Here is a 20,417-nt window from a genome sequence, read left to right as displayed (position 1 = left end):
ACCATCGAACTTCGGCCGTGCCGCGCGCGGCGCGGCGTCGAGCGCGCGCGGCACCGTCGGCGACGCCGCCGGACCGCGGCGTCATTTGACCGCGGCGTCGCCGGACCCGCGACGACGCCGGACGCATCCCGTTTTTGTGAGTGGGTCGCGTACGTCGGGTCGATGGACTCGTGGAAGCGCCGCGTCGGCGGGTACTTCGGCTTCGTCCTCTTCGTGCTGATCTTCACCGCAGTCGTCTACCGCTACGGGATGCGGGTTTACGAGGGCGACGCGGTCACGATGATCGAGGCGCTGCGCTTCTCGGTCGAGATGTTCACCACCACCGGGTTCGGCGGGGACGCGCCGTGGGAGAGCCAGCGGATGAACGCGTTCATCGCCGTGATGGACCTCGTGGGCATGGTCCTCCTCATCGGCGCGCTCCCGGTGGTGGTGACGCCGCTCCTGGAGGAGGCGTTCTCGACGACGGCTCCCGCGTCGCTGGACGACGGCCTGTCCGGCCACGTCGTCGTCTGCTCCGACACCTCGCGGTCGGCGGCGCTCATCGCGGAGTTCGACTCCCACGGGATCCCCTACGTGATCGTCGAGCCGGACGGCGACCGGGCCGCGGCGCTTCAGGAGGCGGGCCGGACGGTGATCCGCGCGGACCCGGAGTCGACGGAGGGGCTGGCGGCCGCGAACCTCGCCGACGCGCGGGCGCTGGTGACGGACGTCTCCGACCAGGTGGACGCGAGCATCGTGCTCGCCGCCAAGGAGCTGTCGCCGGACGTGCGCGTCATCAGCGTCGTCGAGGACCCGGACCGCGAGCGGTACCACCGGCTCGCGGGCGCGGACGAGGTGCTCTCCCCGCGGTCGCTGCTCGGCGAGAGCCTCGCCGCGAAGGTGACGACCGCGCTCCGGACCGACCTCGACGAGGCGGTCGCGATCGGCGACTCCCTGCGGCTCGCGGAGGTGGCGGTCCCGCACGGGAGCCCGCTCGCCGGCTCGACGCTCGCCGACAGCGGGATCCGCGAGCGCGCCGGCGTCAACGTGATCGGGATGTGGGTCGACGGCGAGTTCGACGCGGCGCCCCCGCCGGACGCGACGCTGTCGGCCGGGACGGTGCTGCTCGTCTCCGGGCGGTCGGACCAGCTCGAACGGCTCGTCGAGCTGACGAACTCCGCGACCCGGCGGTTCGGCGCCGGCGAGACCGTGGTCGTCGGGTACGGGCAGGTCGGCCGCGCGGTCGCCGAGACGGTCACGGCGGCCGACCTCCCCGTCACGGTCGTCGACCGCGAGGACGCGGAGGGCGTCGACGTGGTCGGCGACGCGACCGATCCCGAGACGCTGCGCGCCGCGGGCGTCGAGGCGGCGCAGACGGTCGTGCTCGCGCTCCCCGACGACACCACGACGGAGTTCACGACGCTCGTGGTCCGCGACCTGGCGCCGGACACGCAGGTGCTCGCCCGGGTCGAGGAGCCCGCGAGCGTCCGGAAGATGCACCGAGCGGGCGCCGACTACGTGCTCTCGCTCGCGACCGTCACCGGGCGGCTGTCCGCCTCCACCGTCATCGAGGACCGCGACGTGCTCTCGCTCGACCAGCGGATCGAGGTCGTCAGGAGGCGCGTGCCGCGCCTCGCCGGCCGGACGATCGGGCGGGCGAACGTCCGGGAGGCGACCGGCTGCACCGTCATCGCGATCGAGCGCGACGACGAGACCGTGACGGAGATCGGTCCCGACACCCGGGTCGGTCCGGACGACGAGCTCGTCGTCGTCGGCACCGACGAGGGGATCCGCGAGTTCGAACGACGGTTCGCGTGAGCGCCCTCCGCTCCCGAGGGCCTCGCGCCGCGCCGTGACGGGGCGTCGACCCGTCACGCGGCGGCTCGGCGCCGGGGCGAGTCGAACGCTTCAAGTATTCGCTGGCTGTTCGTCCCTGTATGAAAGACCAGGGACGCTCCACGCGCAAGCGGACGGGCGGCCGACTCAAGCACGCCTCGAACAAGAAGCGCCACCAGCTCGGCCGCGAGCCCGCCGAGACCACGGTCGGCGAGACGCGCGTCCAGTACATCGACTCCCGCGGCACCGAGAAGAAGGTCCGCGCGCTCTCGACGAACGTCGCGCAGGTCGCCGACGGCGGCGAGGTCAGCGAGGCCGAGATCGAGAACGTCGTCGACAACCCATCCAACGTCAACTACGCCCGCCGGAACATCGTCACCAAGGGCGCCGTCATCGACACGTCCGCCGGCCGCGCCCGCGTCACCTCCCGCCCCGGCCAGACCGGCCAGGTCAACGCGGTCCTCATCGACTGAACGGCGTCCCGGTCGACCGCCGCCGACCCGCTTTCTGAACGTATTTACCCCTCGACGACGACGAGCGACGCGTGTACCTCGGCGTCGACGAGGCGGGGAAGGGCCCGGTGCTCGGGCCGATGGTCGCCGCGGCCGTGCTCGCGGCCCCGTCGAGCCTCCCGGCCGACGTCGACGACTCGAAGCGGCTCTCCTCCGAGCGGCGCGAGGCGATAGCCGAGGCGGTCCGCGGGAGCGACCGCGTCGCCGTCGGCGTCGCGACCGTCGAGCCCGCGGAGATCGACCGCCCCGACACCGACATGAACACGCTCACGGTCCGCGGACAGGCGCGGGCGGTGCGGGCCGCGCTCGCCGGGATCGGGGGACTCGCCGGCGGCGAACGGCCAGAGCGCCCCGTCCGCGTCGTCGCCGACGCGGGCGACACGAGCGAGGCGCGGTTCGCGCGGCGGCTCGCCGAGTTCGTGGAGAACGGCGACGGTTCCGACGACGGTGACCCCGAGAGCGACGACCCCGGCGGCGGTCCCGGGGGCACCGCCGGCCCCGCGGTCGACGTCGAGGCCTTCCACGGCGCCGACGAGGCGGACCCCGTCGTCGGCGCGGCGAGCGTGGTCGCCAAGGTGGCCCGCGACGCCCGGATGGCGGCGATCGACGACCGATACCCGGCGTACGACGGCGTCGGGAGCGGCTACCCGAGCGACCCGACGACGCGGTCGTTCCTGCGCGCGTACGTCGCCGACCGGGGCGACGTTCCCGACTGCGCCCGGCGGTCGTGGGCGACCTGCGACGACGTGCTGGAAGCGGCCGAGCAGTCGGCGTTAGACGAGTTCTAGCCGGGGGTCGACCCGGGCCCTACGCCAGCGTCGAGACCGCCCCGTTCACGGCGCCGATGAACGTCTCCCAGACGGAGACGCCGGCGACGATCGAGAGGACGGTGTCGGCGCCGAAGAAGGCGAACAGCGCCGCGGACGCGATGTGCGCCCGCCGCACGTCGAACCGGTGGGCGAACGTGTGGAAGAAGTAGGCGTTCGCGAGGCTGATCGGGATGATCGCGAGCATCTCGCCGACCCAGATGGCGGAGGTCACGCCGTACTGCGCCGCCAGTCCGATCGTGACGAGCTGCGTCTTGTCGCCGAACTCGCCCGTGGCCATGAGCACAAAGATCGGGAGGAACCCCCCGAGAGACCCCCGGTACCTGTCGAGCGGTCCCGGAAGCGTCACCGAGTCGAGGTCGGCGTAGTCGGCGTCGGCCGCCGAGGGGCTCGGGGCGTCGGCGCCGGCGGCCGGTGCCTCCGTGCCGCCGTCGCTGGACGCGATCCGGGCCGCGTCGCGGTCGGGCATCGACCGGTACAGCAGGTACGCGAACGCGAAGAACAGGGCCGCGGTCACCGCGTCGAGCACGACCCCCGGCAGCGTCGCCTGCAGCGCCTGTCCGAAGGCGATCTCGACGGCCGTCCAGCCGGCGAACGCCGACGCGGCGGCCGCGACGACCACCTTCGGGTCGTACCGCGTCGACAGCGCGGCGATCATGAATTGCACCTTCTCGCCCGGAAGCACGGCCAGCTGAGCCGCGAAGGCGACGATCAGTATCTCGGCGTATGTCATGCGTTCCCGTCCTCCCGACGCTCGTCGGTCGAGCCCCCCGCTCCGGGGCGGCCGCCGGTCCTCATGGGCGGTTTAGAGGAGTCTAAATTAAGAGTTTGTCGGCTCTCTATTATCGGTGGTGACCCGATCGACATGGTCGAAACGCGACGGAGCGGCGACGGGGCGGTCGACCGCTCCCGCGACGCCTCACCGGATCGTCAGCAGGCGGCGCAGGATGTCGCCGTACGCCGGTCGGGTGATCAGGACGCCGATCAGGACGCCGAGGATGGTGAAGATCGCGAACCCGGAGAGGTCCCCGAGCGAGAGCACCATGAGCGGCGACATCGCGACGATCGTCGTCGCGGCGGCGGCGCCGATGACCCAGAAGGCCCGGCGGAACCGGGAGTTGAACACCTTCCGGGAGTTCACCTCGCCCTCGCTCATCACCTCGTCGGCGATGATCACGAGGTCGTCGACGCCGGTCCCGACGACCGCGATGAAGCCGGCGATGACCGCCAGCTCGATCGGGTAGCTCACGAGGGCGGCGAAGCCGAGCAGCGCGTACACCTCCGCGAGCGCCGTGACGATCATCGGCAGCGCCACCGCGGGCTCGCGGTAGCGCAGGAACACCATGCCCGCGACCGCGAACACCGCGAGGATCCCCGTCACCAGCGAGTAGTTCTTGTAGTTCTCCCCCTGCGCGGCCGAGATTGTGCTCGACGTCCCCTCGCCGCTGATGTCGAGCTCCGCCGGCAGCGCGCCGGCGCGCAGGTTGACCGAGATCTCCTGGGCCGTCGAGAACTCGGGCGTGGTCAGCCGGAAGTTCGGGGTGTCGGCCCACGAGCCGCTCGCCATGCTGTCGGCGAGCTCCGGGTCCATCCCGAAGGAGTTGACGACCTCGCCGTCGACGGTGAGCAGGAGGCACGGGTTCGAGTTCTCGATCTCGCCCGTCTCGGGGTTGTACTGACAGCGGTCCGCCTCGGACTGGTACGCCGAGGGGAAGCCGCGGTCGACGACCGCCTGCTGGAACGTCGCGGCGGGCGACTGCTGACCGCCGGAGGCGGTGTTCCGCACGTTCACCGGCACGTACGAGCCCGTGCCGCGGTCCCGCTGGGAGGCCGTCCCGATGTTCTCGAAGTCGTCCTGCGTGAGCACCCCCTCCTCGACGGCGGTGCCGTTCCCGCTCGGGTACGCGATGTCTATCTGCACCGTCCCGCGCTCCTGGAGCAGCGAGACCACGTCGCTCCGGTTCTCGCCGGGCACCTCGACGAGGATGAAGTACTCGCCGCCGAGGGACTGGACCTGCTGGACGCTCCCGCCCGAGAGCCCCGCCTCGTTGATCTTCCCCTCGATGATGCTCTGCGTGAGGTCGCGGGTCTCCGCGGTCACGCCGGGACGGATGCTCTCGTAGGAGTACCCCGAGGCGTCCATCGCCGCTCGGAACTCCTCCTCGCTCACGGACGGGTCGGTGACCTCGACCGCCCGCACGTCCTCGCCGACGCTCGACCCCACGTCGCGGAGCTGCACGCCGTCGAGCTCGTCGGCGACCGCCTGCTCGACCGTCACGGGATCGTCCCCGCCGAAGTCGACGCCGGTGGCGGTGTACCCTTCGAGCGGGGCCCGGACGCGGGTGCCGCCCTCCAGGTCAAGCCCGTACTGGAGGTTCGTGATCCCCTGGCTCACCTCGCTCTGGTTCTCGCCCGGCGCGGTCTCGGGACCGAACTGCGGGGCGAACAGCGCGACCGACGCGCCGACCACGACCACGACCAAGAGCAGGATGCGCCAGTTGTTCCTGATCGGCTCAAGCATTAGCGCTTCACCCCCTCGAACTTGTACCAGCGGAGCAGCGAGACGTTCAGCAGGTACGTGTTCATCAGGTCGGCACAGAGCCCGACCGCGAGGATGATGCCGATGTTCCGCAGGAGGTCGACCCCGAAGACGGTCGCGACGATCGCCATCACGATCATCGCCGCCATCGAGGTGAGCGTCATCGTGACCCCGGTCCGCATCGCGCGGCTCACCGACTCGTAGAAGTCGCCCGTCCGACGCAGCACGGAGTTGTTCAGCAGGATGTCGGAGTCGACGCTGTACCCGATGATCATCAGCAGCGCGGCGATCGTTCCCAGCGTCATCTGGATCCCGAGGAGGTTCATCACGGCGACGGGGATGACCAGGTCGGAGAACGCAGAGGCGACGACCGCGAGCGACGGGACGAACGTCCGGAACAGCGCGAACACGAGCACGCTCATCCCGAGGAACGCCAGCGCGACCCCGAACACCGCGGTCCGCGCCGTGTCGCCCGCGAAGCTCGGGGACACCTGGTCGATCGCCGTCGTTGTCAGTCCCGCGTCGTCGGCCTGTTGCGAGAGCCCCTCGGCCAGCCCTTCGGGGTCCTCGTCGGCCGCGCGGAAGGTGACGACGAACACGTCGTCCGCGGGGATCGACCGGATCGAGTCGGGCTGCCTGTCGAACTCGGTCTCGATTCGTTCCTCGACGTTACCACCGTCGTCGGCGATCCGGAGCTCGACGCCGCCCGTGAACGCCAGCCCGAGGTTCGCCGGCGCCCCCGTGACGAGGTACCAGCCGAGGATGATCGCGAGCGCGAGAACGAGGACCGCGAGCGGGATCGCCACGAGCTGCCGGTTCGAGTACTCGGTGTAGTTGACCTCCGGTACGTCGATCGCTACCATAAATAGCGGTTCCTGCGCGGGCGCGAATAAGCCTTCTCACTCGCCCGCGACCCGACGCCCCCGAGACCGCCTCACGGCATGTACCGAACGCTGACGATCCCCGGCTCGGAGCGGACCTCGACGCGGTTCACGCCGAGCCGGGCGGCCCGGGACAGCGTCGCCTCGCGGTCCTCGATCACGTCGGCGACCGCGTCCTCGGTGTCCGACTCGGGCGGCGTCAGCACGTGGACCTCGCCCTCGCCCGCGCGGGGCTCGCGGGCGAGCTCCCCCGTCGGCGTCTCCGCCGCGAGCTCGCGCTCGTGGACGGTCGGCGGCTCCTCGCTCTCCTCGATCGAGAGGGGTCGCCGCTCCGTCACGTCGACCACCCGGTACGTGACCTCCATCGGCGGGTCTGGGGCGACGGTCGCCTCGACCGCGTCGTCGACGTCGAGTCCGGGGTTCGAGCTCAGCGTGTGGACCTGGCCGTCGTGAACGTCTTTCAGCACCGCCGAGTCGCTCTCGACGTGCGTGACGAGGAAGGTGCTCTCCTTGCCGTCCGTCCCGTCGCTCGTTTCCGTTCCGTCGGCCGTCTCCGTCCCGCTCGCGCCCTCCGATGCGTCCGCGTCGGTGCGCTCTGGCTCGTCGGTCATTGCACCGTGGTATGCGACCGACCCTTTTCGGGGTTTCGAGGCGCGTCAGTCGTCGACCGCGGGATCGTCGGCCGCGGTCGCCGGCTCGTCCGCGGCCGCCGCGTCGGCTGCCGCGCCGCCCGCGCCGCCCGCGTCGTCGGTGCCGTCGCCGGTCACGCGAAGCCGGTAGTGGACCGCGAACACGACGAGCGCGGCGGCGACCGGCGGGACGATCCCGACCGGTTGCGGGAGGGCGTAGAGCGCGCCGACGACCGCGGACTCGGTCGGGTCCCGGAGCTCCGCCGGCGCGGAGATCACGAGGCCGACGTACAGCGAGCAGAGGAAGAGGAAGCCGCCGTACGCCAGCTTCCGGTCGTACCCCGGCTTCACCGGGTCGCCGCGGCGGTGGCGGCGCGCGACGAACAGCAGCGGCGCGAGCAGCGGCGCGACCGCGGCGAAGCCGGCGATCACGTACAGCGAGCGCGAGAACAGGAACGTGCCGCCCTGCACGTCGGCCGTCTCCGCCATCCAGACGACGAGCGCGAGGGTGACGACCGTCGCGATCAGCCCGGCCGCGAGCGCGCCGACGACGCCGTACACGCGCATGGTCCACGAGTCGGTGTGGCGGATCGCGTAGGGGATCGCGCCGAACACCCCGCGGTAGCTGTCTGCCATCGCCGCAGTTAGGGCCGACGGCGAATTAAACCCCTCGTCGGTGGACGTGAGCTTTTAGCCCCGGCGACGGGACCACCCCACGTGGGCCTGTACGACGCGTACCTCGCCGTTCGCCACCGGCTCCACGACGGGGAGCCCCCGGAACACGTCGCGATCGTCGTCACCGAGCGCGACCTCCTCGCCGACGGGGCGTTCGACACCCTCGCCGAGGCGCTCGGGTGGGCGCTGGAGTACGGCGCCGAGCGAGTCACCGTCTCGGTCTCGGTGCTCGACGAGTCCGTGGTCCCCACGCTCATCCGCGAGCTCCGTCGGCTCGACGCCCCCGTCCCGTTCGTCGTTCGGGGTCCGGACGACGTCGACGGCGGGAGCAACGACCACGCCGACGGCGACGAAGGGGACGACCACGCCGACGGCGACGAGGGGGACGTCCCCGTCAGGATCACCGTCGGACTCGGCGGCAAGGCGGAGTTCGCGGCCGCGGTCCGCGAGATCGCGAGCGACGTCGACGCGGGCGAGCTCGACCCGGCCGAGATCGACGCGGACGACGTCGCCGACCGACTCGTGTTCCCGGAGGAGCCGGACCTCGTCATCAAGACCGGCGCGGAGCGGCTCTCCGACTTCGCGATCTGGCAGTCGGTGTACGCCGAGCTCTACTTCACCGACGTGAACTGGCGCGACTTCAGGAGGCGGGACTACCTGCGCGCGGTCCTCGACTTCCAGGACCGACAGCGTCGGTTCGGTCGGTGAGGGGGAAAGGGCCGCCCGCCTCACCAGACGAACCGGAACAACAGCGTGAACGTGACGAGCGCCCCGACGGTCGAGAGGATCGGGACGACGTTCTGCATCAGGACGACGCGCGCGCTCGTGCTCGGATTGAACAGGTCAGACGCCGAGGGGACGTCGGTCGGGTCCCCCTCGCCGATCGGGGCCGTCTCGTCGGTCTTCAGCGCGCCGACGGACACCTTCGGCTCCTTCTCCCCGCTGATCCCCTGTCTCACCGTGACGCTCCGCGTCGCGCGCCCCCAGCCGAGCCCGACGATCGACATCGTCGCGATGATGACGAACGAGGCCGGGATCCCGACCGCCGAGAGGCTGATGACGATCCCGGAGGAGACGCAGGCGACGACGATCGCCGCGGTCAGCGGGAGGTCGGTGATGTCGTTGCCGAGCGTGTCGAGCGTCCGCCGGGCGATCGTGAACGCGCCGACCGCGACCGCGGCGCTCCCGAGCAGGATCATCGGCGTCATCTCGACGTTGTCGAGCGCGACGAGCGGCGCGATCGCGTTCGCGATGTTCGAGGTCCCGGAGGAGAAGGCCATCAGACAGCCGATGGCGATGACGACGAAGCCGCCCACGAGCTCGCGCCGGGTCGTGTTCGGGCCCGGGACGGGCTTCGGGATCGGGCCGGAGCGATCGAACTCGAACAGCGCCCCCTCGGTGCTGTCGATCGCCACCCAGCTGTCGATGGCCGGGTAGAAGTAGCGCCCGACGACCCCGGAGACCCAGAAGCCGATGATCGGCGCGACGATCCACCAGATGGCGATCTCGCCCATCACCGCCCGGTCGAGGGTGCCCGTCGCGAGCCCGAGCCCCGCGATCGCCCCGACTGCCGTCATCGACGTCGACGCGGGGACGCCGGCGAAGTTCCCGACGAACAGCGCGCCCCCGATGAAGAAGAGGACCACGATGCTCGTCTCCAGCGTGAACACGCTGCCCCCGGTGACGAGGTCCTCCCCGAGCGTCGTCACGACGCGCTGCCCGAGCGTGCCGGCGCCGACGAAGAAGAACACCGACATCAGCGCCGCGGCACCCGACTTCGAGAGCACGCCCGACCCGACGGCCGGCCCGAACGCCGGACCGGTCGTGGCGCCACCGATGTTGTACCCGACGAACGCCGCGACCGCGAACCCGATGAGAAGTAAGGCCTCAACCATATACTCGCTACAACACGGCACGACCGGTTAAGCGAACAGGTTCGCGCCGGGGACGGAAGTTCGAGAAATGCACCGGCCGAGACTCCCGCGAGCAGAGAGGGACCGGAGATCCCTCTTGCAGCCGGCGCGTAGCGCCGGCGACGCAGCGAGTGGGAGTCAGGCCGGTGCACGACCGCAGGGAGTGCACCGGCCGAGATTTGAACTCGGGTTGCAACCATGGCAAGGTTGCGTGATACCACTACACTACCGGTGCGTGCGTCGCGTATCCAACTTGCTCGGAGGTCCACTTAAGCTTGTCACATCGGGACCGCGCCGGGGGCGGGCCGCGCGCTCCGGGGGGTTCACTCCCTCCTCGACGCCGCGATCTCCCCGCCGTGCGCCCGGACGAGGGCGGCGAACGCTTCGACCTCCGCGTCCTCCTGCGTCGCGTCGTCCCGGCGGTCGCGCACCCGCCGCTTGATCGCCCGCAGCGCGTCCGGCTCCCCGGTCGCGATCGCGTCGGCGACCGCGCGCGGATCGTCGACGACGCGGGAGACGAGCCCGGTCCGGAGCGCCTCGTCGGCGTCGAGGACGCGGCCCGAGAGCGCGAAGTCGAGGGCGTCGCCCTCGCGCATCACCCGCGGGAGTCGGACCGTGCCGCCCCACGCGCCGAACAGCCCGAACTCGACGCCGGGCTCGGCGAACGTCGCCGCCGGGGTGGCGATCCGGACGTCGGCGGCGAGCGCGATCTCGACGCCGCCGCCGCGGGCCGCGCCGTCGACCCCGCAGACGACGACCGCGTCGGCGCCCGCGATCGCCGCGGCGGTGCGCTGGCCCTCCCGGGCGAACGACGCCGGGGCGTCCGCGTCGCCGCCCGGACCGTCCGCGTCGGCGAGCGCGGCGACGGCGTCGAGGTCGGCGCCGGCACAGAAGGCGTCGCCGGCGCCGCGGAGGTACGCGACCGGGGCGTCGGCGTCGGTGACGGCGCGTCGGAGCGCGCGCAGGTCCTCGGGGCGGAGCGCGTTCCGCCGCTCGGGGCGATCGATCGTGACGACGCGGACGCGGTCGTCGGTGCGGGTGCGGATCACGGCGTCGTATCCCGGTCGTTTCCAAAGGTCTTTGCCCTTCGCTCGACTACCTGACGGCAATGGACGATGCCGCGCGAGCGCGTGAGGCCGCTCACGAGGCGCTCGCGGACGTCGAGCCCGAGCAGCTGCGCGAGGCCCTCGAACGCCGCATCCTGGACGCCGCCGTGACGCCCGGGGTGCTGGCGCTGGTCACGGCCCGCGCGGTCGACCCCGAGGTGAACCCCGACGAGGTCGTCGACCGCGCGGCCGGCGTGCAGCTCATCTACGAGGGGCTCCGGCTCACCCGCGCGGTGGCCCACGAGGAGCCGTGGGTGACCGCGCCGACGCGCGAGACCGACATCGACGCCGACATGGACGTGCTCACGGCCGACGTGCTCGTCTCGCGCGGCTTCTCGCTGCTGGCGTGCACCGAGGCGGCCGGCGCCGCGGTCGAGGTCGTGCGCGCGTTCGGCCGCGACCAGACCCTCCGCGACCGCGAGGGGACCGACCCCGCGGCGGCGACCGCGCTCGACCGGAACCTGGAGGTCGACGCCCTCGAACTGGCGGTTGTCGCCGGCACCACCGCCGTCGGCGGCGAGCCCCCGGAGGAGCTGCTGACGTACGCCCGCGAGCTCGCGGCCGACTACGACGGCGAGTTCCCGCCGCCGGGGCGCGCGCTCCCGGACGCGACCGCCGACCGGATCGCCGACATCTCCGACCGCGCTGTGAGCGCGACGGACCGGTAGGCGAGCGGAACCCGGCGACCCGTCGTCACTGCCTCGGATCGGGCGACGACTCGGCGGCGGATCGAAACCCATAAAGTCGAATCCGGTCAACGACAGGTTGCGCGCCTGGGTAGCTTAGCGGTAAAGCGCGTCCTTGGTAAGGACGAGACCCCGAGTTCAAATCTCGGCCTAGGCTCTTCCGAGTTTTGTCGTCCCGACAATGACCTTCGCCGACCTCTTCGATCGAGCCGCCGAGCACGACGCGGACGCCGACGCGGTGAGCGCGGCGCTCGCGGAGCGTCGGTCGGTCGCTGACGACTCCGAGGACTCGGCGGGCGACACCGCCGAGAGCGACCCCGACGTCTCCCCGCTCGACCGCGAGCCCAGCCCCGCCCGGGTCGTCGCCGACGCCGACGCCCTCGCGGCCGACCTCCTCGTCGGCGGCGCGGCCCGCGAGGCGCTCGACGCGCTGCGCGCGCACTCGTGGACGACGCTCGTCGCCAGCGACGCGCTCCTCGACGACGCCGAGGCGGTGATCGCCGCGCTCGCGGACGCCGCTCTCGCGGCCGACTGGCGCGAGGCGGTCGAGGCGTGGCGCGAGCCGGTCGCGCATCCCGCCGGCGACCACCCGGCGCTCGGGTCGGCGTACCGCGGCGCCGCGATGCAGGTCGTGAGCCTCGACCCGTCGCTCACGGGAGCGCGGGCCGCGGCCGGGCTCCGCGACCGACTGCCGGTGAGCGTGCGGGAGCCGCGGGCGTTCGCGACCGTCTTCTCGGCCGAGAAGCTCCACCCAGAAACGGTCGGCGGCGAGTACCCCGGCCCCGACCGCGACCCGCGCTCGATGGCGCCGGTCCGGGGCGACGGGGACCAGCACCGATAAGCGACCGCCGACCCCAGCACCGGTAATGACCGATCCGGACGCGACCGCGGGGGAGACCGGGAGGGGCGACGGGATTCCCCGCACCGACGGCGGCACGGAGGGGATCGCCGAGGGCGACGCCCCCGAGCTCCCGGCCGACCTCGACGCGGTCCGCGAGGCGCTCGTGGAGTGGTACGAGGCCGACCACCGCGACTTCCCGTGGCGGCGCACCGAGGACCCCTACGAGGTCCTCGTCAGCGAGGTGATGAGCCAGCAGACGCAGCTCGACCGCGTCGTCCCCGCGTGGGAGGACTTCCTCGACGAGTGGCCGACGACCGCCGACCTGGCCGCCGCCGACCGCGGCGACGTGGTCGCGTTCTGGTCCGACCACTCGCTCGGCTACAACAACCGCGCGAAGTACCTCCACGAGGCCGCCGGACAGGTCGAGGACGACTACGGCGGGGAGTTCCCGGAGTCGCCCGACGAGCTGCGGGAGCTGATGGGCGTCGGCCCGTACACCGCGAACGCCGTCGCCTCGTTCGCGTTCAACGACGGCGACGCCGTCGTCGACACCAACGTGAAGCGCGTGCTCCACCGCGCCTTCGCGGTCCCCGACGACGACGCGGCGTTCGAGCGCGTCGCCTCGCTCGCCATGCCCGACGGCGAGTCCCGGGTCTGGAACAACGCGATCATGGAGCTCGGCGGCGTCGCCTGCGGGACGACCCCGCGATGCGACGAGGCGGGCTGCCCGTGGCGCGGGTGGTGCCACGCCTACGAGACGGGCGATTTCACCGCGCCCGACGTGCCGGAACAGCCCGACTTCGAGGGGAGCCGCCGGCAGTTCCGCGGTCGCGTGGTCCGGACGCTCGGCGAGTACGACGAGCTGGCGCTGGACGAGCTCGGCCCGCGGGTCCGGGTCGACTACGCGCCGGACGGCGAACACGGCCGGGAGTGGCTCCGCGGGCTCGTCGACGACCTCGCGGACGACGGGCTGGTCGCGGTCGACGAGAGCGGCGACGAGCCGGCGGTTCGGCTCAGGGACTGAGTCGGTTCGGGTCGTCTCGCGGCCGGATAAGTACCCCCGACGTGTGAACCGTCACCCGTTTATCAGCGGAGCCGGAACCGACGGGTATGAGCGAGACCGTCGACTCCGACCTCTACGCGCGGACGAAGGCGCTGCTGGAGCCGGGCGACATCGAACTCCTGGGCTGTATCGTCCACACGACGCTCGGCGGGGAGGAGGACCTGGAGATGCACGAGCTCACGGTCGCGATCAACGAGGTCATCGCCGACCACGCCGGGAAGGGCGAGGCGTACATCGAGGCCGGCAACGACGACACGAGCTTCTCCTCGAACCAGTTCCAGGGGCGCACCCTCGACGGCGAGGAGTTCGTCTGGGAGTGCCAGCAGCTCCTCCGGGACGGCAGCTTCGACATCGTCTTCTACTACGAGGCCGGCGTCGACCAGGCGGCCCTCGCCGACGACCTCGCGGCCCTCAACGACGTCGACCGCGTGACGCGGGTGCCCTGAGGCGGCGGCGGTTCCTCCACTCGTGAGCGACACCGTCCTCGTTCCCGGCGGCCGCGACGTGCGCGCCACCCTCGACGCCGCCGCGAGCGACGGGGCCGGATCGGACCGCGACGACCCCCGGGCCGACGCGGTCGTCGTCGCCTGCCCGCCCCACCCGCAGCAGCGCGGCCACCGCGGCGACGAGCGGCTGCGGGCGGTGAGCGACGCCCTGACCGACCGCGGGATCGACTGCCTCCGGTTCGACTACGGCGACTGGGACGAGGGGTACGGCGAAAGCACCGACGCCGACAACGCGGTCGGCTGGGCGGCCGAGCGCTACGACCGCGTCGGGCTGTTCGGCTTCTCGTTCGGGGCGACGGTCGCGCTCGTCGCGGCCGCCTCGCGCCCCGGCCTCGCCGGCGTCTGCGCGCTCGCGCCGACGGCCCGGCTGACCCCCGACGTCGACGCGGTCGCGGCGCTCGGCGACCTGGTCGGCATGGGCGTGCCGACGCTGATCGCGTACGCGACCCGCGACTCGACGGCCGACTGGGCGCCCGTCGCGGAGCGGGCCGAGGAGCTGGGGATCGAGACGGCGGCGTTCGAGTCGGACCACTTCCTCGTGGGACGCGCGGGGGAAGCGGGCGAGCGCGCGGCGGCGTTCTTCGAGCCGCGGCTGCGGACGGATCGCGGGTGACCGCCGGTCGTCGCCCGGGAAGACTTATTCCGCTCCCGCGAGCCGACCGCGTATGGAGTACCGACCCTTCCCGGAGGAGCGCGCCGACGAGTTCGGCGCGTTCATGCGGTACGCGTTCGCCCCCGCCGAGGGCCCGTACGACCCCGACGAGGCGGAGGGCCACGACACGATCGCCGAGCGGCGCGGGCTCTTCGACGCGGCCGACGACCCCGTGGCGGTGTGCGCGCACCACTTCTTCCCGCTGCGGATCCGCGGCGCCGACCGCGAGGTCGCCGGGCTCTCGGCGGTCGCCTCGCCGCCGGAGCACCGGCGGCGCGGGAACGTCGCCCGCGTGCTCCGGGAGTCGCTGGCGGAGTACCGCGAGCGGGGCGTCGCCGTCTCGACGCTGTGGCCCTTCGAGCACTCCTTTTACGCGGGCTACGGCTGGGCGACCGCGAGCCGCTACCGCTCGCTCGCCGCGCCGCCCGATCAGCTCGGGTTCGTCGACGACCTGATCGCGACCGACGGCGACGCGGCCGGGTCCTTCCGCCGGCTCGGCGAGGGCGACTACGGGGCCGTGCGACCCCTGCTCGCGGCGACGGCGGAGCGCTACGACCTCACGATGGACTGGAGCGAGGCGTGGTGGCGAGAGCGCGTCGTCCGGGGCTGGAAGACCGACCCGTTCGTCTACGGCTGGGCGCGCGGCGGGGAGCTCCGGGGGCTCTGCCGGTACTCGTTCGACGACGACGCGGACGAGGCGGACGACACCGTCATGCGCGTCTCCGACGTCGCCGTCGCGGACGACGAGGCGTGGTTCCAGCTCCTGCGCTTCTGCCGCAACCACGACTCGCAGGTCGCCGAGGTCCGGATCCGGGCCCCGCCGGACGCCCCCCTGCTCGACCTCGTCGAGGACCCCCGCGCGGTCGACTGCGAGGTCCGGACCGGCCCGATGGTCCGGCTCGTCGACGTCGCCGCCGCCCTCGGAGCGCTCGACCCGGACCCCGGCGTCGAGGCGGCGCTCTCGCTCGCGGTCGACGACCCCCTCGTCCCGCGGAACGACGCGACGTTCCGGGTCGCGGTCGCCGACGGGAGCGTCGCGGTCGAGCCGGTCGACGGGGGCGAGGGTGACGCCCTCGACGACGCCGCGGACCCGGGCGCCGCCGGCGACGCCGCGGACCCGGACGCCGCCGGTGCCGAAATCGACGTCGGCGCCCTCTCCCAGCTGTACGTCGGCTATCGGTCCGTCGACGAGGTCGTCCGAGCGGGCCGGCTCGGAGGTCCCGGCGACCGCCCCCTCGACGGCGACGCCGCCGCCTCTCTCCGCGCGCTGTTCCCGCCGCGAACGACGCACCTCCGCGAGGGGTTCTGAGCCCCGCTTCGGCGCCCTCGCCGGCCGGGCTTTTTATTCGCGCGCCGCGTACCCCGTGACATGAGTTCCCGCGACGACCGACGCGAGGACGAGCTCGAAGAGCGGCTCGACGAGCTCGAAGACGTGCTGGGCGAGCTCCGCCGCGACCTCGAGGAGACCGACCGGGACCGCCGCGGGCCGCCGCGGCCGCCCAGCCTCTCGGACCTGGTCCGGTTCACCGAGCAGTACACCATCCCGACGGTCATCGCCCTCCTGGAGACGACGATCAAGTCGCTCGAACTGCTCCGTGGGACCCTCCGGCTCGCCGACCCCGGGCGGAGCGTCGCCGGGGACGCCGACGGGACCGCCGACCGCCTCGCCGACGTCCGCGACGGCGCGAGCGCCGGCCTCGCGCGGTCGCTCTCGGAGCTCCGGACCGCGCTCTCCGAGGCCGACCTCCCCGAGGAGGCCGCCTCGCGCTCGATCATCGCCGACGCCCGCGACCTCACGGCCGAGATCGAGTCGCGGATCGAGGAGGGCCGGAGAGAGGCCGACGCCGCGCGACGGGAGGACCGGCGCGACGACCGCCGAAGCGGTCGAGACGACGACGGCGAACGCGAGACCGGCGGACGCGAGACGGCCGACCGGGACGAGCGCGGCGGGCGCGACGACCCCTCCGCCGGCGGCCGCGGGATCCGGATCGACGTGACCGATCCCGACGCGGACTCCGGGGAGGCGGCCGACGACGAGCCCGAGGACGACCCGGCGCCCGAGGTCGACGTCGAGTCGGAACTGGAGTCGATCAAGCGGCAGATCGACGGCGACGCCGCGGACGGCGAGCCCGACCCCGACGGAGACGGCGCGGACGGCGAGGCCGGCGACTCCGCGACCGAGGGGGAGGCCGGCGGCGACGACCCGGACGACGCGGGCGACCGCGACGCGGACTGATCCCCCGCGAGACGCACCGTCACGGTCGTTCGCCCTCAGAACTCCGCGCCGAGCCGGTCGGCGACGCGCTCCGCGGAGTCGACGAGCAGGGCGTCGTCGTCGGTGAACACCTCCAGCGCGACGGTGCCGTCGAACCCGTCGAGCTCGGCCGCCACGGCCCCGTAGTCCACCTCGCCGGCGCCGATCGGGAGGTGGGTGTCGCCCCGGCGGCGCACGTCGTGGCAGTGGAGGTGCGAGACGCGGTCCCCGTGGGCGCGGAGGAACCGCGCGATCGCCTTGTCGCCGCCCTCCATGTACGCGTGGCCCACGTCGAAGCAGATCGGGGTGTCGGTGTCGCGCGCCGTCTCGCCGAGCACGGAGAGCTGGAGCCCCGCGTGCTGGTGGCCGACGTTCTCGACGACGACCTCGACGCCCGCCTCGCGGCCGGCGTCCGCGACCCGGCGGAGCTGCTCGGCGGCGACCTCGCGGAACGCGACGTCGTCGCGGTCGGCGGAGGTGGCGTGGAGGACGGCCTTCTCGGCGCCGAGGCCGCCCGCCGCTTCCAGGAGCCGCCGCTGGTAGTCGACGATGGCGTCGTTCACCTCGGGGACGTAGGTGGCCAGCCGCTGGCCGTACGGGAGGTGGACGAGCAGGTCGCGACCGTCGAGCGCGTCCGCGAGCCGGTCCGGGTCGATCTCCCCGGGCGCGAGCGTCGGCTCGCCGACGCCGAGCTCGCAGAAGTCGAACCGCGTCGGCGACGCTTCGAGCCGGTCGAGGTCGTCGCCGACGGTGAGACCGATCTCCATGTCGGCGGTGGGGACGGCGGCCACGTATAGGTGGCGCCGGGGCGACGCGTGACGAGGAAGAGCTATCCGGTCCGCCCACGGAATGGTACCATGACACAAAGTGACCGCGAGGCGGTCGAGCGGACGGTCAAGCGGCTCGTCGACGACGTCGGGTCGTGGCCCGGCGTGACCGTCGGAGAGCATCGGTTCGGGGGGACAGAGTGGCTGGTCGGACCGCGAGAGGTCGGTCACGTCCACGCGTGGGGGATGCTCGACATCGCCTACCTCCGCGCGCTCCGCGACGCGCTGGTCGAAACGGACCAGACGGGCGTCCACCACCTCCTCGACGACTCGGGGTGGACCACGTTCTACATCGAGCGTCCGGGGGACTACGATCACGCCCGGTGGCTCGTCAGGCTGTCGTACCTGTACCACGTGAACGTCCTCAAGAAGACTCCCGCCGGCGCCGAGGAGTACACCGCCGTGGACGTCGATTCCGAGCTCGACGCCCTCGACCCCTCGGAGTCCGTCCGGAGCGCTTTCGAACGTCGTCGCCCCGGGAGAGTCGGCGCACCGGAAGAGTAGCCGCGCCGGCCCGGGATTCGGGGCCTCCGACGTCACCGATCCGGAAGCTACCGAAACGGCGCCTCAGTCGTCGAGCGGATTATCCACGTCGATCGCGCCGGAATCGATCTCGGCCTCGACCTCGCGGACCGCGGTCACCATGTTCTCCGTCTTGCCGTACGCGACCTCGCGCGGCAGGAGCTTCAGCCCGCAGTCGGGCGAGACCGTGAGCTTCTCCGGCGGGACGACGCGCAGCCCCTGCCGGATGTTCTCCTTGATCTCCTCGATCGGCTCGACCTCGGCGGTGTGAGCGTCGACGACGCCGAGCGCGAGGTCGGGCTCGAATGTCGGCTCGGTGAACGTCGGGATCTGCTCGTACTCGCCGTTACACAGCTCGACGTCGAACTCGTCGATCGGGTAGTCGTTGATCTCGGGGTAGATCCGCGAGTAGTCGCCGTAACAGACGTGGAGGCCGATCCGGACCTCCTCGTCGATGCCCGAGACGATGCGTTCGAGGGCCTCGCCGACGATAGCGTGGTCCTCTGGCGTCGTCGCCAGCGCGGGCTCGTCTATCTGGATGTAGCGCGCGCCGGCCTCGACGAGCTTCTCGACCTCCTCGTTGACGAGGTCGGCGAGGTCGTAGACGAGCTCCTCGGTGGAGGGGTACGCCTCGTTGAACGCCCAGAAGCCGAGCGTGTACGGCCCCGTGATCGGGACCTTGACGGGGCGCTCGGAGACGTCGGACGTGAACTCGAACTCGTCGACGAGCCACGGCTCGTCGTACGCGACCTCCTCGACGACGCTCGGCTTGTCGAAGTAGTTGTGGCCCCACACCTTCACGGGGCCGTTGAACTCGTAGCCGTCGATGCGGTCGGCGAAGAACTCCACCATCTCGTTGCGGCGCATCTCGCCGTCGACGACCGTGTCGAGCCCCGCGCGCTCGTGCTCGCGGGTGATGAGCCGGCAGGCGTCGTCGTGGGCCTCATCGAGGTCGGACTCGTCGAACTTCGAGTCGGGGTCGTCGACCAGCTCGTCGGCGCGGTTCAGCCACTTCGGCTTCGGGTACGAGCCGACGACGGTCGTCAGCAGGAACGCGTCGTTCGGGTGGTCGTGCGGGCGGAACTGGTCGCGGTTGGCGTCGGGGTTTCGGACCATCAGTCGAGCACCTCCGCGGCGGCGGCCAGCGCGTTCAGCTTCGCGCGGTACTTGTTGGCGGGCAGGTAGAACAGCTCGGTGTTCGGCGTCAGGTAGGTCCGGTCGAACCCCTCCGCGGGGACCTGCGACTCGAACCACTCGACCCGCTCCGCGACCGTCTCCGGCTCCTCGACGAGCGTGTTCTGCCCGTCGACGAGCCCGAGCGACAGCGAGTCGGTCGCGCCGAACTCCTGGACGTTGTAGACGGTGTCGTCGCGGTCGCCGGCGACGAGGTCGAGCCCGAGCGCGTCCGCGCCCGCCTCGTCGACGAGGTGGGCGTACAGCTTCTCGCCGAGCGCGCCGTACGAGGTCTGGACGACCACGTCGGCGTCGGTCGCGTCGGCGACCGCCGCGATCGCGTCCGTCGCGGTCGACTCCTCGCCCTCGGCGGGCGGGCTCGTGACGAGCGACGGTTCGAGGAGGAACAGCGTCTCGTGGGCGGGGAACGCCGCCACCTCGCCCGCGAGGAACTCGGCGACCGCGGCCTGGAAGTCGGCCTCGTCGCCGTAGCGCTCGTCCGTCGCGAGGTCGGCCAGCGAGTACGGGCCGGGGAGCGTCGCCGCGAGGGGCGCGTCGGCGGCGCCGTCGGCGTCGGCGAGCAGACCGGCGGCCGCCTCCAGCTCGCGCGCCACGTCGCCGGAGAAGCCGAGGTCGTCGACGACGCGGGGGTCGCGGTAGAAGTTGTTGTTGTCGTAGTACCGCACGATCCCGCCGGTCTCGACGCCGTCGTGCACCGTCAGCGGGTGCGCGATCATGTCGTCCCAGCGGCCCTGCCCCTCGACGACGCGGTCGAGGCCGGCGTCCAGCTGGTCGTCGACGAACTCCGCGCGGACCTCGTCGTACTGCTCGACGATCGCCTCGCCCTCGTCGCCGCTCAGCAGGTCGCCCTTCTGGTGGCCCTTGAGGTCCGAGAGCGTCTCTTTCGCCCGGTCCGGGAGCGGGTACAGCCCCGGCGTGGCCGCGACACGTTGAGTCATCACCAGAAGTTCGATATGCCGCCGTATAATATTTGCT

22 protein-coding genes and 2 tRNA genes are annotated in these 20,417 nt (G+C 72.3%); 13 read left to right on the top strand and 11 right to left on the bottom strand.

What is annotated here, in order from left to right:
* Positions 1-162 precede the first annotated feature (162 nt).
* From NO900_RS04360 to NO900_RS04350, 3 genes are all read left to right on the top strand, one after another.
* Positions 163-1,797, top strand: coding sequence for a potassium channel family protein (locus NO900_RS04360; RefSeq protein ID WP_256407996.1), 1,635 nt, complete (start codon positions 163-165; stop codon positions 1,795-1,797).
* A gap of 119 nt (positions 1,798-1,916) precedes the next feature.
* Positions 1,917-2,288 carry a 30S ribosomal protein S8e gene (locus NO900_RS04355; protein ID WP_144797511.1) on the top strand — a complete coding sequence of 124 codons (372 nt, stop codon included), beginning with the start codon at positions 1,917-1,919 and terminating at the stop codon, positions 2,286-2,288.
* A gap of 71 nt (positions 2,289-2,359) precedes the next feature.
* Entirely contained in the window at positions 2,360-3,115 is a 756-nt protein-coding gene (locus NO900_RS04350) for a ribonuclease HII (protein ID WP_256407995.1), read from the top strand.
* 19 nt (positions 3,116-3,134) lie between these two features.
* On the opposite strand, the gene NO900_RS04345 is transcribed toward NO900_RS04350, so the two are convergent.
* The 5 genes from NO900_RS04345 to NO900_RS04325 form a co-directional block, all read right to left on the bottom strand.
* Positions 3,135-3,887: a TMEM165/GDT1 family protein gene (locus NO900_RS04345; protein WP_256407994.1), complete on the bottom strand. Its 753-nt coding sequence runs from the start codon at positions 3,885-3,887 to the stop codon at positions 3,135-3,137.
* A 186-nt stretch (positions 3,888-4,073) separates the two neighbouring features.
* Positions 4,074-5,675, bottom strand: a complete 1,602-nt coding sequence (locus NO900_RS04340; protein ID WP_256407993.1) for a preprotein translocase subunit SecD — start codon at positions 5,673-5,675, stop codon at positions 4,074-4,076.
* Positions 5,675-6,556 carry a protein translocase subunit SecF gene (secF, locus tag NO900_RS04335; RefSeq protein WP_256407992.1) on the bottom strand — a complete coding sequence of 294 codons (882 nt, stop codon included), beginning with the start codon at positions 6,554-6,556 and terminating at the stop codon, positions 5,675-5,677. Before secF ends, NO900_RS04340 begins: the two co-directional genes overlap by 1 nt.
* A gap of 71 nt (positions 6,557-6,627) precedes the next feature.
* Positions 6,628-7,185, bottom strand: coding sequence for a DUF5812 family protein (locus NO900_RS04330; protein WP_256407991.1), 558 nt, complete (start codon positions 7,183-7,185; stop codon positions 6,628-6,630).
* Between the two features lie 45 nt (positions 7,186-7,230).
* A complete protein-coding gene (locus NO900_RS04325) occupies positions 7,231-7,839 on the bottom strand; it encodes a DUF8056 family protein (protein ID WP_256407990.1) in 609 nt (202 codons plus the stop codon).
* Between the two features lie 81 nt (positions 7,840-7,920).
* Between NO900_RS04325 and NO900_RS04320 the strand changes: the two genes are divergently transcribed.
* A complete protein-coding gene (locus NO900_RS04320; RefSeq protein WP_256407989.1) occupies positions 7,921-8,586 on the top strand; it encodes an undecaprenyl diphosphate synthase family protein in 666 nt (221 codons plus the stop codon).
* A 20-nt stretch (positions 8,587-8,606) separates the two neighbouring features.
* On the opposite strand, the gene NO900_RS04315 is transcribed toward NO900_RS04320, so the two are convergent.
* The 3 genes from NO900_RS04315 to NO900_RS04305 all read right to left on the bottom strand — a co-directional run bounded on the left by NO900_RS04315 (position 8,607) and on the right by NO900_RS04305 (position 10,840).
* Positions 8,607-9,773, bottom strand: coding sequence for an inorganic phosphate transporter (locus NO900_RS04315; protein ID WP_256407988.1), 1,167 nt, complete (start codon positions 9,771-9,773; stop codon positions 8,607-8,609).
* A gap of 182 nt (positions 9,774-9,955) precedes the next feature.
* Positions 9,956-10,026, bottom strand: a tRNA-Gly gene (locus NO900_RS04310).
* Positions 10,027-10,114: 88 nt separating this feature from the next.
* Positions 10,115-10,840 carry an enoyl-CoA hydratase/isomerase family protein gene (locus tag NO900_RS04305; protein ID WP_256407987.1) on the bottom strand — a complete coding sequence of 242 codons (726 nt, stop codon included), beginning with the start codon at positions 10,838-10,840 and terminating at the stop codon, positions 10,115-10,117.
* A 59-nt stretch (positions 10,841-10,899) separates the two neighbouring features.
* Between NO900_RS04305 and NO900_RS04300 the strand changes: the two genes are divergently transcribed.
* The 8 genes from NO900_RS04300 to NO900_RS04265 all read left to right on the top strand — a co-directional run bounded on the left by NO900_RS04300 (position 10,900) and on the right by NO900_RS04265 (position 16,881).
* Positions 10,900-11,565 carry a DUF7114 family protein gene (locus NO900_RS04300; RefSeq protein WP_256407986.1) on the top strand — a complete coding sequence of 222 codons (666 nt, stop codon included), beginning with the start codon at positions 10,900-10,902 and terminating at the stop codon, positions 11,563-11,565.
* A 103-nt stretch (positions 11,566-11,668) separates the two neighbouring features.
* Positions 11,669-11,740: transfer RNA gene (locus NO900_RS04295), tRNA-Thr, on the top strand.
* Between the two features lie 24 nt (positions 11,741-11,764).
* A complete protein-coding gene (locus NO900_RS04290) occupies positions 11,765-12,424 on the top strand; it encodes a DUF7384 family protein (protein ID WP_256407985.1) in 660 nt (219 codons plus the stop codon).
* A 25-nt stretch (positions 12,425-12,449) separates the two neighbouring features.
* The gene (locus NO900_RS04285; RefSeq protein ID WP_256407984.1) at positions 12,450-13,448 is read left to right on the top strand and encodes an HhH-GPD family protein; all 999 of its coding nucleotides are present in this window, start codon (positions 12,450-12,452) and stop codon (positions 13,446-13,448) included.
* Positions 13,449-13,534: 86 nt separating this feature from the next.
* On the top strand, positions 13,535-13,933 hold the full coding sequence (locus NO900_RS04280) for a DUF5778 family protein (protein WP_256407983.1): 399 nt from the start codon (positions 13,535-13,537) through the stop codon (positions 13,931-13,933).
* Between the two features lie 22 nt (positions 13,934-13,955).
* Positions 13,956-14,606, top strand: a complete 651-nt coding sequence (locus NO900_RS04275) for a CocE/NonD family hydrolase (protein ID WP_256407982.1) — start codon at positions 13,956-13,958, stop codon at positions 14,604-14,606.
* A 52-nt stretch (positions 14,607-14,658) separates the two neighbouring features.
* Entirely contained in the window at positions 14,659-15,954 is a 1,296-nt protein-coding gene (locus tag NO900_RS04270; RefSeq protein WP_256407981.1) for a GNAT family N-acetyltransferase, read from the top strand.
* A 60-nt stretch (positions 15,955-16,014) separates the two neighbouring features.
* Entirely contained in the window at positions 16,015-16,881 is an 867-nt protein-coding gene (locus NO900_RS04265; RefSeq protein ID WP_256407980.1) for a DUF7547 family protein, read from the top strand.
* A 35-nt stretch (positions 16,882-16,916) separates the two neighbouring features.
* Here NO900_RS04265 and NO900_RS04260 read toward each other — a convergent pair whose 3' ends face one another.
* Positions 16,917-17,666, bottom strand: a complete 750-nt coding sequence (locus NO900_RS04260) for a sugar phosphate isomerase/epimerase family protein (RefSeq protein ID WP_256407979.1) — start codon at positions 17,664-17,666, stop codon at positions 16,917-16,919.
* Positions 17,667-17,756: 90 nt separating this feature from the next.
* Between NO900_RS04260 and NO900_RS04255 the strand changes: the two genes are divergently transcribed.
* A complete protein-coding gene (locus tag NO900_RS04255) occupies positions 17,757-18,230 on the top strand; it encodes a luciferase domain-containing protein (protein WP_256407978.1) in 474 nt (157 codons plus the stop codon).
* 63 nt (positions 18,231-18,293) lie between these two features.
* Here the strand turns inward: NO900_RS04255 and NO900_RS04250 are convergent, their stop codons facing one another.
* Both NO900_RS04250 and NO900_RS04245 read right to left on the bottom strand, forming a co-directional pair.
* Positions 18,294-19,364 carry a methionine synthase gene (locus NO900_RS04250; RefSeq protein ID WP_256407977.1) on the bottom strand — a complete coding sequence of 357 codons (1,071 nt, stop codon included), beginning with the start codon at positions 19,362-19,364 and terminating at the stop codon, positions 18,294-18,296.
* The gene (locus NO900_RS04245) at positions 19,364-20,380 is read right to left on the bottom strand and encodes a 5-methyltetrahydropteroyltriglutamate--homocysteine methyltransferase (protein WP_256407976.1); all 1,017 of its coding nucleotides are present in this window, start codon (positions 20,378-20,380) and stop codon (positions 19,364-19,366) included. Before NO900_RS04245 ends, NO900_RS04250 begins: the two co-directional genes overlap by 1 nt.
* Between the last annotated feature and the right edge of the window lie 37 nt (positions 20,381-20,417).

It is taken from the genome of Halorubrum rutilum (assembly GCF_024494565.1).
Note: the sequence above shows the minus strand (reverse complement) of the source record. Positions and strands in the feature narration are given on the sequence as shown.

What these genes read in the sequence shown, in the direction of transcription:
- NO900_RS04360 (WP_256407996.1), top strand. Translation starts at nt 163, where the DNA reads ATGGACTCGTGGAAGCGCCGCGTCGGCGGGTACTTCGGCTTCGTCCTC.
- NO900_RS04355 (WP_144797511.1), top strand. Translation starts at nt 1,917, where the DNA reads ATGAAAGACCAGGGACGCTCCACGCGCAAGCGGACGGGCGGCCGACTC.
- NO900_RS04345 (WP_256407994.1), bottom strand. Translation starts at nt 3,887, where the DNA reads ATGACATACGCCGAGATACTGATCGTCGCCTTCGCGGCTCAGCTGGCC.
- NO900_RS04340 (WP_256407993.1), bottom strand. Translation starts at nt 5,675, where the DNA reads ATGCTTGAGCCGATCAGGAACAACTGGCGCATCCTGCTCTTGGTCGTG.
- secF (WP_256407992.1), bottom strand. Translation starts at nt 6,556, where the DNA reads ATGGTAGCGATCGACGTACCGGAGGTCAACTACACCGAGTACTCGAAC.
- NO900_RS04330 (WP_256407991.1), bottom strand. Translation starts at nt 7,185, where the DNA reads ATGACCGACGAGCCAGAGCGCACCGACGCGGACGCATCGGAGGGCGCG.
- NO900_RS04325 (WP_256407990.1), bottom strand. Translation starts at nt 7,839, where the DNA reads ATGGCAGACAGCTACCGCGGGGTGTTCGGCGCGATCCCCTACGCGATC.
- NO900_RS04315 (WP_256407988.1), bottom strand. Translation starts at nt 9,773, where the DNA reads ATGGTTGAGGCCTTACTTCTCATCGGGTTCGCGGTCGCGGCGTTCGTC.
- NO900_RS04300 (WP_256407986.1), top strand. Translation starts at nt 10,900, where the DNA reads ATGGACGATGCCGCGCGAGCGCGTGAGGCCGCTCACGAGGCGCTCGCG.
- NO900_RS04290 (WP_256407985.1), top strand. Translation starts at nt 11,765, where the DNA reads ATGACCTTCGCCGACCTCTTCGATCGAGCCGCCGAGCACGACGCGGAC.
- NO900_RS04285 (WP_256407984.1), top strand. Translation starts at nt 12,450, where the DNA reads ATGACCGATCCGGACGCGACCGCGGGGGAGACCGGGAGGGGCGACGGG.
- NO900_RS04280 (WP_256407983.1), top strand. Translation starts at nt 13,535, where the DNA reads ATGAGCGAGACCGTCGACTCCGACCTCTACGCGCGGACGAAGGCGCTG.
- NO900_RS04270 (WP_256407981.1), top strand. Translation starts at nt 14,659, where the DNA reads ATGGAGTACCGACCCTTCCCGGAGGAGCGCGCCGACGAGTTCGGCGCG.
- NO900_RS04265 (WP_256407980.1), top strand. Translation starts at nt 16,015, where the DNA reads ATGAGTTCCCGCGACGACCGACGCGAGGACGAGCTCGAAGAGCGGCTC.
- NO900_RS04260 (WP_256407979.1), bottom strand. Translation starts at nt 17,666, where the DNA reads ATGGAGATCGGTCTCACCGTCGGCGACGACCTCGACCGGCTCGAAGCG.
- NO900_RS04255 (WP_256407978.1), top strand. Translation starts at nt 17,757, where the DNA reads ATGACACAAAGTGACCGCGAGGCGGTCGAGCGGACGGTCAAGCGGCTC.
- NO900_RS04250 (WP_256407977.1), bottom strand. Translation starts at nt 19,364, where the DNA reads ATGGTCCGAAACCCCGACGCCAACCGCGACCAGTTCCGCCCGCACGAC.
- NO900_RS04245 (WP_256407976.1), bottom strand. Translation starts at nt 20,380, where the DNA reads ATGACTCAACGTGTCGCGGCCACGCCGGGGCTGTACCCGCTCCCGGAC.